The sequence below is a fragment of the Streptomyces sp. NPDC058691 genome (assembly GCF_042714775.1).
In the GTDB taxonomy this organism is placed as follows: Bacteria; Actinomycetota; Actinomycetes; order Streptomycetales; family Streptomycetaceae; genus Actinacidiphila.
Window position 1 is genome coordinate 68,005 of the sequence record NZ_JBHXSO010000040.1, and the last position, 13,087, is coordinate 81,091.

General features: G+C 70.5%; 10 protein-coding genes. All 10 read right to left on the minus strand.

All coding sequences use genetic code 11. The features are described 5' to 3' along the window. Positions 1 to 417: 417 nt before the first annotated feature. The 10 genes from ACFWVC_RS26135 to ACFWVC_RS26180 all read right to left on the minus strand — a co-directional run bounded on the left by ACFWVC_RS26135 (position 418) and on the right by ACFWVC_RS26180 (position 12,950). Positions 418 to 2,343, minus strand: a complete 1,926-nt coding sequence (locus ACFWVC_RS26135; protein ID WP_384290848.1) for a TIGR03960 family B12-binding radical SAM protein — start codon at positions 2,341 to 2,343, stop codon at positions 418 to 420. A gap of 138 nt (positions 2,344 to 2,481) precedes the next feature. Next, on the minus strand, positions 2,482 to 4,023 hold the full coding sequence (locus tag ACFWVC_RS26140; protein WP_384290851.1) for a CHAD domain-containing protein: 1,542 nt from the start codon (positions 4,021 to 4,023) through the stop codon (positions 2,482 to 2,484). Between the two features lie 60 nt (positions 4,024 to 4,083). After that, positions 4,084 to 5,280 (minus strand): rod shape-determining protein RodA, encoded by a 1,197-nt coding sequence (rodA, locus tag ACFWVC_RS26145; protein WP_384290854.1) that lies wholly within the window; start codon positions 5,278 to 5,280, stop codon positions 4,084 to 4,086. After that, a complete protein-coding gene (mrdA, locus tag ACFWVC_RS26150) occupies positions 5,277 to 7,484 on the minus strand; it encodes a penicillin-binding protein 2 (RefSeq protein WP_384290857.1) in 2,208 nt (735 codons plus the stop codon). The genes rodA and mrdA overlap by 4 nt, the downstream gene beginning before the upstream one ends. After that, positions 7,481 to 8,089, minus strand: coding sequence for a rod shape-determining protein MreD (gene mreD, locus ACFWVC_RS26155; RefSeq protein WP_384290860.1), 609 nt, complete (start codon positions 8,087 to 8,089; stop codon positions 7,481 to 7,483). Before mreD ends, mrdA begins: the two co-directional genes overlap by 4 nt. After that, the gene (gene mreC / locus ACFWVC_RS26160; RefSeq protein WP_384290863.1) at positions 8,086 to 9,042 is read right to left on the minus strand and encodes a rod shape-determining protein MreC; all 957 of its coding nucleotides are present in this window, start codon (positions 9,040 to 9,042) and stop codon (positions 8,086 to 8,088) included. Before mreC ends, mreD begins: the two co-directional genes overlap by 4 nt. 121 nt (positions 9,043 to 9,163) lie before the next feature. Then, a complete protein-coding gene (locus ACFWVC_RS26165; protein WP_319661577.1) occupies positions 9,164 to 10,183 on the minus strand; it encodes a rod shape-determining protein in 1,020 nt (339 codons plus the stop codon). 310 nt (positions 10,184 to 10,493) lie between these two features. Then, positions 10,494 to 10,907, minus strand: coding sequence for a nucleoside-diphosphate kinase (gene ndk, locus ACFWVC_RS26170; RefSeq protein ID WP_319661334.1), 414 nt, complete (start codon positions 10,905 to 10,907; stop codon positions 10,494 to 10,496). 84 nt (positions 10,908 to 10,991) lie between these two features. Next, positions 10,992 to 11,327 carry a DUF4233 domain-containing protein gene (locus ACFWVC_RS26175; RefSeq protein ID WP_384290866.1) on the minus strand — a complete coding sequence of 112 codons (336 nt, stop codon included), beginning with the start codon at positions 11,325 to 11,327 and terminating at the stop codon, positions 10,992 to 10,994. 24 nt (positions 11,328 to 11,351) lie between these two features. Further along, positions 11,352 to 12,950, minus strand: coding sequence for a bifunctional folylpolyglutamate synthase/dihydrofolate synthase (locus ACFWVC_RS26180; protein ID WP_384290868.1), 1,599 nt, complete (start codon positions 12,948 to 12,950; stop codon positions 11,352 to 11,354). Positions 12,951 to 13,087: the final 137 nt, after the last annotated feature.

The window sequence follows — 13,087 nt, forward strand, 5'->3', positions numbered from 1 at the left end:
GACGAGGTGATGGCCCTGCTCGGTGACCGACCCGTCAGGCTGCGGAAGTACGCCTCGGGAGCGGAAGTCCGGATGCACCACGGCGAGGATATCGAGACCCCGCGGGACCGCTGGGTTCACATTCACAACGGCGAGACCTTACGTGCGGGCATCACTTGTCAGGTCAGTCGGCACAGGGTGCCCAAGTCACGGGCGCCGGAGGTCCGATGGACACTGAACGTCCCCAGCGACGTCGCGGACCGCCTCATCATCAAGACAAATACGTTCCCTGCGGATACGCCCCCTGGAGGCCGCGAAACCGTACCCGGAGCGGCTCTGCGTGACCTTGCTGGATGAACACCGCACAAACGCCACCGCCCGGCCCCGAACGACGAGTTCGGGGCCGGGCGGCCGGATACAGGACGGTGCTACCGGTGCCTACTTCACGACAGTGAGCGGCAACAGCTTCTTGCCGGTGGGGCCGATCTGAATGGAGGTGTCCATCTGAGGACACACCCCACAATCGAAGCACGGCGTCCAGCGGCAGTCGTCGACCTCGGTCTCGTCGAGGGCGTCCTGCCAGTCCTCCCAGAGCCAGTCCTTGTCCAGGCCGGAGTCCAGGTGGTCCCAGGGCAGGACCTCCTCGTAGGTGCGCTCGCGGGTGGTGTACCAGGCGAGGTCGACGCCCTGCTCCGGGAGCGCCTTCTCGCACATGCGGGCCCAGCGGTCGTAGGAGAAGTGCTCGCGCCAGCCGTCGAAGCGGCCGCCGTCCTCGTAGACGGCGCGGATGACGGCGCCGACCCGGCGGTCGCCGCGGGAGAGCAGGCCCTCGATGATGCCGGGCTTGCCGTCGTGGTAGCGGAAGCCGATGTTGCGGCCGTACTTGCGGTCGCCGCGGATGGAGTCGCGGAGCTTCTCCAAGCGGGCGTCGGTCTCCTCGACCCCGAGCTGCGGGGCCCACTGGAACGGCGTGTGCGGCTTGGGCACGAAGCCGCCGATGGAGACCGTGCAGCGGATGTCGTTCTGGCCGGTGACCTCGCGGCCCTTCTGGATGACGTTCTTCGCCATGTCGGCGATCTGCAGGACGTCCTCGTCGGTCTCGGTGGGCAGACCGCACATGAAGTACAGCTTCACCTGGCGCCAGCCGTTGCCGTAGGCGGTGGCGACGGTGCGGATCAGGTCCTCCTCCGAGACCATCTTGTTGATGACCTTGCGGATGCGCTCGGAGCCGCCCTCGGGGGCGAAGGTGAGGCCCGAACGGCGGCCGTTGCGGGTGAGCTCGTTGGCCAGGTCGATGTTGAAGGCGTCGACGCGGGTGGAGGGGAGGGACAGGCCGATCTTGTCCTCCTCGTACCGGTCGGCGAGGCCCTTGGCGACGTCGGCGATCTCGGTGTGGTCCGCGGAGGAGAGCGAGAGCAGGCCGACCTCCTCGAAGCCGGTCGCCTTCAGGCCCTTGTCGACCATCTCGCCGATGCCGGTGATGCTGCGCTCGCGCACCGGACGGGTGATCATGCCGGCCTGGCAGAAGCGGCAGCCGCGCGTACAGCCGCGGAAGATCTCCACGGACATGCGCTCGTGGACGGTCTCGGCGAGCGGGACCAGCGGCTGCTTGGGGTACGGCCACTCGTCGAGGTCCATGACCGTGTGCTTGGACACACGCCACGGCACGCCGGAGCGGTTGGGCACCATGCGGGCGATCCGGCCGTCGGCCAGGTACTCGACGTCGTAGAACTTCGGCACGTACACCCCGCCGGTGCGGGCCAGCCGGAAGAGCAGTTCGTCGCGGCCGCCGGGGCGGCCCTCGGCCTTCCAGGCGCGGATGACGTCGGTGATCTCCAGGACGGCCTGCTCGCCGTCGCCGATCACGGCCGCGTCCAGGAAGTCGGCGATCGGCTCGGGGTTGAACGCGGCGTGGCCGCCCGCGAGGACGACGGGGTCGTCCTCGGTGCGGTCCTTGGCCTCCAGCGGGATGCCCGCGAGGTCCAGGGCGGTGAGCATGTTCGTGTAGCCGAGCTCCGTGGAGAAGCTGAGGCCGAGCACGTCGAAGGCCTTCACCGGGCGGTGGGCGTCCACGGTGAACTGCGGGACGCCGTGCTCCCGCATCAGCGCCTCCAGGTCCGGCCAGACGCTGTAGGTGCGCTCGGCCAGCACGCCCTCGCGCTCGTTGAGCACCTCGTAAAGGATCATGACGCCCTGGTTGGGGAGCCCGACCTCGTAGGCGTCCGGGTACATCAAAGACCAGCGGACGTCACAGGAGTCCCAGTCCTTCACGGTGGAGTTCAGCTCTCCGCCGACGTACTGGATGGGCTTCTGAACGTGGGGGAGAAGCGCTTCCAGGCGAGGGAAGACCGACTCGACAGGCATGAGAGGTGTCTTTCGTGAGCTGGCAGGGTGGTGACCATTCAGCGTAACGCGTCATGGTCGGCTCCCCGGCCGCTCACGGGTTCCCCGCGGCGGCCCCGGAGGGAGCGCCGCAGGGAACGGGAACGAGGCAGGGCGCGGTCACCCCGCGAGACTGCCGCGGTCGGCCTTGCCCCAGGCCTTGGGAAGGGCGTCCTCCGCGGTGTCGGCGAGGTCGCGTTCGAGCTGGAACATCACGCCGTAGGGGAAGGTGTCCTCGCCCGTGGAGCGGGCGCCTTCGGCGAGGCGGGCGATGGCGTCGCGGCAGATGACGCTGTCCTGGTGCTCGCCGAGGATCTGCTGAACGGACTTCATGCGCTTGGTGTGCTTCTTGGCGGGCTTGCGGAGGCCGGGGACGGCCCGGACGGCCTCACTGCTGTAGCGGGCGCGCTTGGCGGCCTTGCGGGCCTCGTGGAGGGCGAGGTCGCGCTCGTGGCCCCGTTCCATGGCGAGCGCGGGCTCGACCCGCTTGCGCAGACGGCGGTGGTCGCGGCTGACGGCCCTGGCGGCGGCAGGCGCGGCCGGGGCCTTGGCGCGGTCGAGGTACGGGGGATCGGCGAGCAGCGCCTCGAGCGTGTCGAGGAGCCGGAAGTAGCGGGCGCCGCCGAGTTCCCGCAGGACTTCGGCGCGGGCGCCCTCGTGGACGGGGGCGTCGCCGCCGACGCGTTCGGTCAGCTCGTCGGCGAGGAGGTCGCCGGGGAGGTCGTCGAGGCGGTCCCGGAGCCGTTCGGCGAGCACCTCGCGGTCGCGTTCCAGGCCGAGGACGCCGGCCAGCCACTTCAGTTCGTCGCCGATCGGGTCGGTGACCCGGCGGTCGAGTTCGCGGCGGAAGCTCTTGAGGGCGCTGCGCAGCCGCCGGGTGGAGACCCGCATCTGGTGGACGGCGTCCGCCTCGTCGCGGCGGACGGCGGGGTCCCAGGCGGCGATGGCGTCGATCTGCTCGTGGACGTAGGTCATGGCGACGTCGCCCGCGGTGTCGACGGAGGCGGGCGGCGCGGACGGCCGGGGGGCGGTCTTCAGGCGGTCGCCCAGGGCGCGGGCGAGCTTGGAGGGGCTGTCGGAGCGCCGCAGCCCGGCCTTGACGAGGCGTTTCTCCAGGGCGTCGAGCAGGTCCGTGCCGCCGTCCACGAGTTCGGCCTCGACCTCGTCCCAGGTGGTCTCCGAGGTGGGGTGCCCGCCGCTGTCGAGGACGGCGGCGGTGACATGGTCGCGGGCGATCTCCAGCAGCGCGTCGCCGTGGGCGTCGAGCAGCCGCTCCCGCTTGCGGTCGGTGCGCAGCCGCAGGACGGGGACGAGTTCGCGGCCGCGGACGACGGCGGCGATCTCGTCGGCGAGGGCCGCGGGGACGCGCGGGCCGCCCTTGCGGCCCTGTTTGCCGAGCGGGGCGTGCACTTCGGTGCGCGTGTCGGCCAGGGTCGTGGGCAGTTTCAGATGCCAGCCCGCGTCGTCGCCCCCGCTGCGCCGCCGCAGGGTGATGCGGCGGGTCGCCAGGCGCAGATCGGGGGTGTCGTAGTAGACGGCGTCGAGCTCGGCCGGTTCCACCGCCCGTACGGACGCCACGGAGGGCAGTCCGTCCAGATCCGGCTCACGGCTCCGTCCGGCGGTCTCGTACTTGCGCTCGGTCTCCGCGACACGCTTTCCCATGACTGGACCGTAATCGGGGGTTCGGGTCACCGCAATGGTGCGTTCACCCAGGGGACTCGTTCAGGCCGACATCGGGCGCTGCATCTTCACTGCCTGGAGCAGCCCGATCGCTACCCAGACCGCGAACATCGACGATCCGCCGTACGAGACGAAGGGCAGGGGCAGACCGGCGACCGGCATGATGCCCAGCGTCATGCCGATGTTCTCGAAGGCCTGGAAGGCGAACCAGGCCACGATGCCGGCGGCGATGATCGTGCCGTAGAGGTCGGTCGCGTTGCGGGCGATCTTGCAGGCCCGCCAGAGGACGACACCGAGCAGGACGACGATGAGCATGGCGCCGACGAAGCCGAGCTCCTCCCCCGCCACCGTGAAGACGAAGTCGGTCTGCTGCTCCGGCACGAACTGGCCGGTGGTCTGGCTGCCGTGGAACAGGCCCTTGCCGAGCAGTCCCCCGGAGCCGATCGCGATGCGCGCCTGGTTGGTGTTGTAGCCGACGCCCGCGGGGTCGAGGGCGGGGTTGGCGAAGGCGGCGAAGCGGTCGATCTGGTACTGGTCCAGGACACCGAGCTGCCACACGGCGACCGCGCCGCCGGCGCCGGCGGTGATGAGGCCGAGCACCCAGCGGTTGGAGGCGCCGGAGGCCAGGAGCACACCGAGCACGATGACCGCCATGACCATGACCGAGCCGAGGTCGGGCATCAGCATGACGATGGCCATCGGCAGTATGGCGAAGCCGAGCGCCTGGGCGACGGTGCGGTGGTCCGGGTGGAGCCGGTCGCCGGCGTCCACCCGGGCGGAGAGCATCATCGCCATGCTCAGGATGATGGTGAGCTTGGTGAACTCGGACGGCTGGAGGGAGAAGCCGCCGCCGAGCACGATCCAGGCGTGCGCGCCGTTGACCGTCGACCCGACCGGGGTCAGGACGGCCAGGACCAGCAGCACCGAGATCGCGTACAGCACCGGCACCGCCCCGCGCAGCCGGCGGTGGCCGAGCGCCACCGTGCCGGCGGCGAGGCCGAAGCCGATCGCGGTGTTGAGCAGGTGCCGCAGCAGGAAGTACAGCGGGTCGCCGTGGGTGAGTTCGGTGCGGTTTCGGGTCGCCGAGTAGACCAGGGCGGCGCCGATCATCGACAGCGCGAGCGCCGCGCCGAGCAGGACCCAGTCCATCCGGCGCACTATCGAGTCGCGCGCCATGAGCTTGCCGAGGGCGCCCCGCTCGGGGGTGAAGCGCCGCATCGTGTAGCCGCTGGTGCTCATGCCCCGTGCCTCCTGCCCAGCAGGAACCTCTCGGCGCGGTCCGGGGGCAGCGCGGCGGCGGTGAACACCGTGTCGCCCGGGGCGGACGGCAGGGAGGGCACGTCGTAGGAGACCTTGCGGGCCTGGATCGTGCCGTCCGCGGTGATCTTGGGCAGTGCGGTCTCGGGGTGCGGGAGCAGCGCCTTCTTGTTGTCGATCGACCCGTCCTTCTGGACGCCGTACATGGCCTCGTAGATGGCGCGGACGGCCGGGCCGGAACCGCCGGAACCGGTACCACCCTGGGAGATCGTCATGATGACCGCGTAGTCCTTGGAGTACGTGGTGAACCACGAGGTGGTCTGCTTGCCGGCGACCTCCGCGGTACCGGTCTTGGCGTGCAGGACGATCTTGTCCTGCGGCCAGCCGCCGAAGCGCCAGGCGGCGGTACCACTGGTGACGACGCCTTCGAGAGCCTCGTTGATGTACTTCAGGGTGTTCGCACTCGCCGGGGCCTGGCCGGTGACCTTCGGCTTGATCCTGGTGACCGTCTTGCCGTCGGCGCTGATGATCGCCTTGCCGATGGTCGGCTGGTACAGCTTGCCGCCGTTGGCGATGGCCGAGTAGATGCGGGCCATCTGGATCGGGGTGACGAGCGTGTCGCCCTGGCCGATGGCGTAGTTGACCGAGTCACCGGCGCGCATGACATAGCCGTCGACGCAGTTCTCGCGCGCGATCTGGCTCGCGTAGTCCTGCTTGTCGCTCTTGGCGACCTTGCACCAGTAGGTCTTGTTGGCCTCGTAGTAGTCGCGCTTCCACTGCCGGTCGGGGATGCGGCCGGTGACCTCGGAGGGCAGGTCGATGCCGGTGAGCGAACCCAGGCCGTATGCCTTGGCCGTCTTGTAGAACCAGTCCGCGGGGTGCTTCTTGGGCTTGGTGCCGCCGTCCTTGAGCCACTGGTCGTAGGACAGGTGGTAGAAGACGGTGTCGCAGGAGATCTCCAGCGCGTGCGCCAGGGTGATCTCGCCGGCGCTCTCGCCCTCGAAGTTGTTGAAGACCCGGCCGCCGATGGTCATCGAGGACGGGCAGGGGTAGTGCCCGTTGATGGAGTAGCCGGCCTTCACCGCCGCGGAGGTGGAGATCGCCTTGAACGTCGAACCGGGGGCGGACTGACCCTGTATGGCCCTGTTCAGCAGCGGGAAGTTGGACTTCTTGCCGGTGAGCTTGGCGTAGTCCTTGGCCGAGATGCCGCCGACCCAGACGTTGGGGTCGTAGGTCGGGGCGCTGGCCATGGCGATGACCTGGCCGGTGTGCACGTCCATGACGACGACCGCGCCGGAGTCCGCCTTGTAGTAGCTGCCCGTGACCGTGTCGAAGGTCTTGCGGGCGACCTTCATCGCCTGGAGCAGCTCCTTCTCGGCGACCGACTGGACGCGGGCGTCGATGCTGGTGACCAGGTTGCTGCCGGGCACGGCGGCGGTCTCGCCGGCCTTGCCGATGACCCGGCCGAGGTTGTCCACCTCGTAGCGGGTGACACCGGCCGTGCCGCGCAGCTGGGTGTCGTACGTGCGCTCCAGGCCGGAGCGGCCGATCTGGTCCGAGCGCAGCAGCGACCGGCCCTGCTTCTCCGCGTCGGTGATCTCGTCGTCGGTGACGGGCGAGAGGTAGCCGAGCAACTGGGAGGCGTTGGCCCCGAACGGCGCGGTGTAGCGGCGCACGGCGGTGGGCTCCGCGGTGACGCCGGGGAAGTCCTCGCGGCGCTCCATGATCTGCAGCGCCTGCTGGGTGGTGGCCTCGTCGGTGATGGGGATGGGCTGGTACGGGGAACCGTTCCAGCACGGCTTGGGGGTCTTCGAGTCGCAGAGCCGCACCTTCTTGCGGACCTCGTCCGGCTTCATGTGCAGCACAGACGCCAGCCGGGTCAGCACCGCCTTGCCGTCGTCCTTCTGCTTGAGCAGGTCGGTCCGGCTGGCGGAGACCACCAGGCGCGTCTCGTTGTCGGCCAGGGGCACGCCCTTGGCGTCCAGTATCGCCCCGCGCACGGCGGGGGTGACGACTTCCTGGACGTTGTTGCTGTTGGCCTGCGCGGTGTACTGGTCGCCGTCGCGGATCTGCAGGAACCACAGGCGGCCGCCGAGGGTGAACAGCAGCGACAGCACGAGGATCTGGAGGACCACCAGCCGGATGGTGACGCGGGGGGTGCGGCCGGTCTCGGGAATGTTGCTCACAGCCGACGCCCTCCCTTGGCGACGCTGCCCACCTTGCCGAGCAGGCTCGGGCGCTGGCCGCCGATGCGGGCGCCGAAGCCGGTCGCGGAGGCGTCGTCGGCGAGGGGATCGTTGTCCAGGCGGCGGGCCAGCCCCATGATCCAGGGCACGGTGAAGGGCGCCAGCAGCAGGTCGTACAGGGCGGCGGTGAACAGCAGCTTGCCCAGGCCCACATGCTGCGCGGCGGTGTCGCCGACGAGCGCGCCGACGGCCGCGTACAGCACGGTGGAGCCGATGGCCGCGGCGACGACGACGAGCATCGGCCGGGTGGCCGAGCGCAGTTGGCCGCTGTCGGGCTTGGCCAGGCCCGCGGCGTAGCCGATGACGCACAGCACGAGCGCGTAGCGCCCGGCGGCGTGGTCGGCCGGCGGGGCGAGGTCCGCGAGCAGGCCGGCGCCGAACCCGATGAGGGCACCGGCGACATGGCCGTACGTCAGTGCGAGACCGAGAACGACCAGGAGCAGCAGGTCGGGCACCGCGCCGGGCAGGTGCAGGCGGGCCAGGACGCACACCTGGATCACCATGGCGGCGACCACCAGGCCGGTGGAGAGCAGCACACGCTTCATCGGACCTCCTCCTGCCCGTCGAGCGAGGACGGCGGGGACTGCGAGGGGTTGCCGCTCGGCGTCATCGTGACGGTGACCGTCGGGATCGGCTTCGGGCCGGCGGGCAGCACCGAGTCGCGCGGGTCCTTGCGCGGGCCCTGGATGACGACGCCGACGATGTCGAGCTTGGTGAAGCCGACGAACGGGGTGACCTCGACGGTGCGGGTGAGGCCGCCGCCCGCGCGGTCGACCTTGGTGATCGTGCCGACCGGGACACCGGGCACGAACGGCTTGTCCGCCTGCGAGCCGAAGGTGACCAGCCGCAGGCCCTTCTTCACGTGCGCCTTGCCGTTGAGCAGCTGCACCTGCATGGGGCGGTTGCCCTGGCCGGAGGCGAAGCCGAGTTCGGAGGACTTCTCCAGGCGGGTGCCGACGGTGAAGTCCGGGTCGCAGGCCAGCAGCACGGTGGAGGTGGACGGCCCGACGGTGGTGACGCGGCCGACGAGCCCGTCGCCGTTGATGACGGTCATGTCGCGCTCGATGCCGTCATTGGCGCCGGCGTCGATGGTGACCGTCCATGAGAAGCCCTGCGCGGCTCCTATGGCGATGACCTGGGCGCCCTTGACGCGGTACTGGCCGGCCCCGGCGGTCTTGAGCAGCTTGTCGAGTTCGCGGGCACGGGCGCGCGTGGCGTCCTTGCTGCCGAGCTGCTGCTTCAGCTCGGCGTTCTCCCGCTCCAGTTCGCTGATCCGGCTGCTGCGGCCGCTCGAGTCGCGTACCGCGTCCACGGCGTTGTCCACCGGATCGACCGCGGCCGCGACCCCGTTCTCCACGGGGCCGAAGACGGCGGCCGCGGCGGACCGGGCGCCGTCCAGCGGCGAGTCCTCACCACCGCGGATGTCGACGGTGATCAGCGCGAACGCGATCGCCACCAGCAGCACCAGCAGAAGCCGGCTCTCTCGTGTGTCCCTCACGGGGGCCAGTCCGTGCCTTCCTCGTCAGAGCGTGTGGGCCGTGGGCCCGATGTGCCGTGCCGGAGAGGAGAACGATCCGGCGTACGGGCCGGAGTTCGCCCGTACGAAGGATCGTGCGAACTCACCTGCGCGGCTGCGCGTCCAGGACCTGCTGGAGTGCCTCGAACTCCTCGACGCACTTGCCGGCGCCCAGCGCCACGCAGTCGAGCGGGTTCTCGGCGATGTGGATGGGCATGCCCGTCTCGGCACGCAGGCGCTCGTCCAGACCGCGCAGCAGCGCGCCGCCGCCGGCCAGGACGATGCCGCGGTCCATGATGTCGCCGGACAGCTCGGGCGGGCACTTGTCGAGGGTCGTCTTGACCGCGTCGACGATGGCGTTGACCGGCTCCTCGATGGCCTTGCGGACCTCGGCGGCGGAGATGACCACCGTCTTGGGCAGGCCGGAGACCAGGTCGCGACCGCGGATCTCGGTGTGCTCCTCGTCGTCCACCGAGAAGGCGGAGCCGATGGTGAGCTTGATCGATTCCGAGGTGCGCTCGCCCAGCAGAAGGCTGTACTCCTTCTTGATGTGCTGGATGATCGCGTTGTCCAGTTCGTCGCCGGCGACCCGGATGGACTGCGCGGTGACGATGCCGCCGAGCGAGATGACGGCGACCTCGGTGGTGCCGCCGCCGATGTCGACGACCATGTTGCCGGTCGCCTCGTGGACCGGGAGCCCGGCGCCGATCGCGGCCGCCATCGGCTCCTCGATGATGTGCACCTGGCGTGCGCCGGCCTGGGTGGCGGCCTCGATGACCGCGCGGCGCTCGACGCCGGTGATGCCGGAGGGAACGCAGACCACGACCCGCGGACGGGCCAGGTAGCGCCTCTTGTGGATTTTGAGGATGAAGTAGCGCAGCATGCGCTCGGTGATCTCGAAGTCGGCGATCACACCGTCCTTGAGAGGACGGACCGCGACGATGTTGCCGGGGGTCCGGCCGATCATCTTCTTCGCTTCGGAGCCGACCGCGAGGATGCCGCCCGTATTGGTGTTGATGGCGACGACGGACGGCTCGTTGAGGACGATCCCGCGACCCCTGACGTACACCAGCGTGTTGGCAGTGCCGAGGTCGACAGCCATGTCACGGCCGATGAACGACATGTTGTTCGCCATGAGGGTACGTCTGGCCTTCCCGAGCTGGAGCAGTGTGGGGGTGAGCACGGCGGGGCGCTGTGCGCGAAGCCTGAGGAGCGGAGATTCCATCCTAGTCGCGCCCGTAGGGGCGCGGGGTCAGGGATCCGCCGCCATTGTCGTCAGAACACACAGCGGCCCCCGGCAATGGTGACGCCGTGTCGGCGGAATTGGTTCCCCCGTACGACCGGCATATGCCGCGGGGTGGCCGGGAAAATTCCGGCCACCCATTGCGCTGATCGGGCGTCAGCGGGGAATCCGGGGCTGATGGCGGGACGAATCAGGCCAGACCGGGAAAGAAAATCTTGATCTCCCGCTCGGCCGACTCCTCGGAGTCGGAGGCGTGGATCAGGTTCTCCCGGACGATGGTGCCGAAGTCGCCGCGGATCGAGCCGGGCGCGGCGGCGATCGGGTCCGTCGGGCCCGCCAGCGCGCGCACGCCCTCGATCACCCGCTCGCCCTCGACCACCAGGGCCACGGACGGGCCGGCCGCCATGAACTCCATCAGCGGCTCGTAGAAGGGGCGGCCGACGTGCTCCGCGTAGTGCTGCTCCAGCACCTGCCGCTCGAGTGTGCGCAGCTCCAGCGCGGTGATGCTCCAGCCGGCCTTGCGCTCGATGCGGCCGAGGATCTCGCCGACCAGGCCGCGACGAACGGCGTCCGGCTTGAGAAGGACGAGGGTGCGCTGCGACACGGTGTTACTCCTATGTGCGGGATAGCAGGTACGACGACATTACCGGGCGCCGGTACGCGCCACGGCCCACCCCCTCGGCACTGGTCAGGCGGTCTGCGCCGCCCGGGCCGCCTTGGCCTCGTCGACCTTGCGGCCGTAGTGGACGGCGGCCCACCACAGCGCGGCGAAGACCACGCCGAGGAAGAACATCACCGGGACGACGAAGCCGCTCACGATCAGCCCTGCCTGGAGCACCCAGCCGACCGCCAACCCGCCGCGGCGGCCCAGCATTCCGCAGAGCAGCACGCACAGTGCCATGGCGATGCCGCAGACCGTCCACACGGTGCCCGCCGAGAGGTCCGGCTGTTTCATCGCGACCAGCCCCGCGAAACCGATCACGAAGAATTCACCGATCAGAGTGCTCGCGCACAGGGTCCGCATCCGCTTTGTTCCGCTTCCCGCTCGTCACTTGCGGCCCAGCAGCAGCCGGGCCTCTCCCACGGTGATCACCGATCCGGTGATCAGCACTCCGGCACCGGAGAACTCGCCCTGATCCTCCGCCAGCGTGACCGCCGCCTCGATGGCGTCGTCCAGGCGCGGCTCGACCTGCACCCGTTCGTCGCCGAAGATCTCGACCGCGAGCGCGGCCAGCTCGTCCACGTCCATCGCGCGGGGCGTGGAGTTCTGGGTCACCACGACCTCCGTGAAGACCGGCTCGAAGGCCTCCAGCAGCCCGCGCACGTCCTTGTCGCCGCTGGGGCCCACGACACCCACCAGATGGGTGAAGCCGAACGCGTCCGCGAGCGAGCCCGCCGCCGCCCGCGCGCCCGCGGGGTTGTGCGCCGCGTCCAGCACCACGGTGGGGCTGCGGCGGACGACCTCCAGCCGGCCCGGCGAGGTGACGCCGGCGAAGGCCGTACGGACGGTGTCGATGGCCAGCGTGCGGTCGTGCTCGCTGCCGATGCCGAAGAACGCCTCCACGGCAGCCAGGGCCACGACCGCATTGTGCGCCTGGTGCTCACCGTGCAGGGGCAGGAACACCTGCTCGTACTCCCCGCCCAGGCCGCGCAACGTCAGCAACTGCCCGCCGACCGCGACCTCCCGGTGCACGACGCCGAACTCCATGCCCTCCCGGGCCACCGTCGCCCCCAGGTCGACCGCGCGCTTCAGCAGCACCTGAGCGGCCTCGACCGGCTGCTGCGCCAGCAGGACGGTGGCGTCCTTCTTGACGATCCCGGACTTCTCCACCGCGATCTCGCCGGGTGTGCTGCCCAGCCGGTCGGTGTGGTCCAGGGCGATCGGGGTGACGACCGCGACCGAGGCGTCGATGACGTTGGTGGCGTCCCAGCTGCCGCCCATGCCGACCTCGACGACGGCGACGTCCACCGGCGCGTCGGCGAAGGCCGCGTAGGCCATGCCGGTCATCACCTCGAAGAACGACATGCGGTGCGGCTGCGAGCCGTCGACCATCTCCACGTACGGCAGGAGGTCGCGGTAGGTCTCGATGAACGTCTCCGGCGCGATCGGCCGCCCGTCCAGGCTGATGCGCTCGGTCACGGACTGCACGTGCGGGCTGGTGTACCGGCCGGTGCGCAGCTCGAAGGCGAGCAGCAACTGCTCGATCATGCGCGCGGTGCTGGTCTTGCCGTTGGTGCCGGTGATGTGGATCGAGGGGTACGCGCGCTGCGGCTCCCCCAGGATGTCCATCAGGGCCGTCATGCGGTCCAGCGACGGTTCCAGCTTGGTCTCCGGCCAGCGGCCGGCCAGCTCCGTCTCGACCTCGCGCAGGGCCTTGTCCAGCTCCGGGTCGGCCGGGCGGCCGGGGACGTCGTCCTCCTGGGGCACCGGTCCCCCGGCCCGCAGGGTGCGGCTGCCCGCCTCGATCACCGCGAGGTCGGCCTCCCGGACGGGCCCGTCCTCCTCGTCCTCCGCCTCGTCGTGGCCGCCCTCGCCGGCGTCGGCGTTGAGGCCGAGCGCGGTCAGCGGGTCGGAGAGGGGTGACTCGTCATCGAGGTCGGAGTCGTGGTCCGGGTCGTGGCCGTTGCCGGGGCGCGAAGTACTCACGACCCCAGTCTACGAACCGGACGGACCGGTCCGGGCCGTGGGGGGGGGGGGCGGCGCCCCCCCCCCCCCCCCCGGCCCCCCCCCGCGGGGGCGCCCCCCCGGGGGGGGGTGGGGGGGGGTGGGCGCCCGGCGGCGGC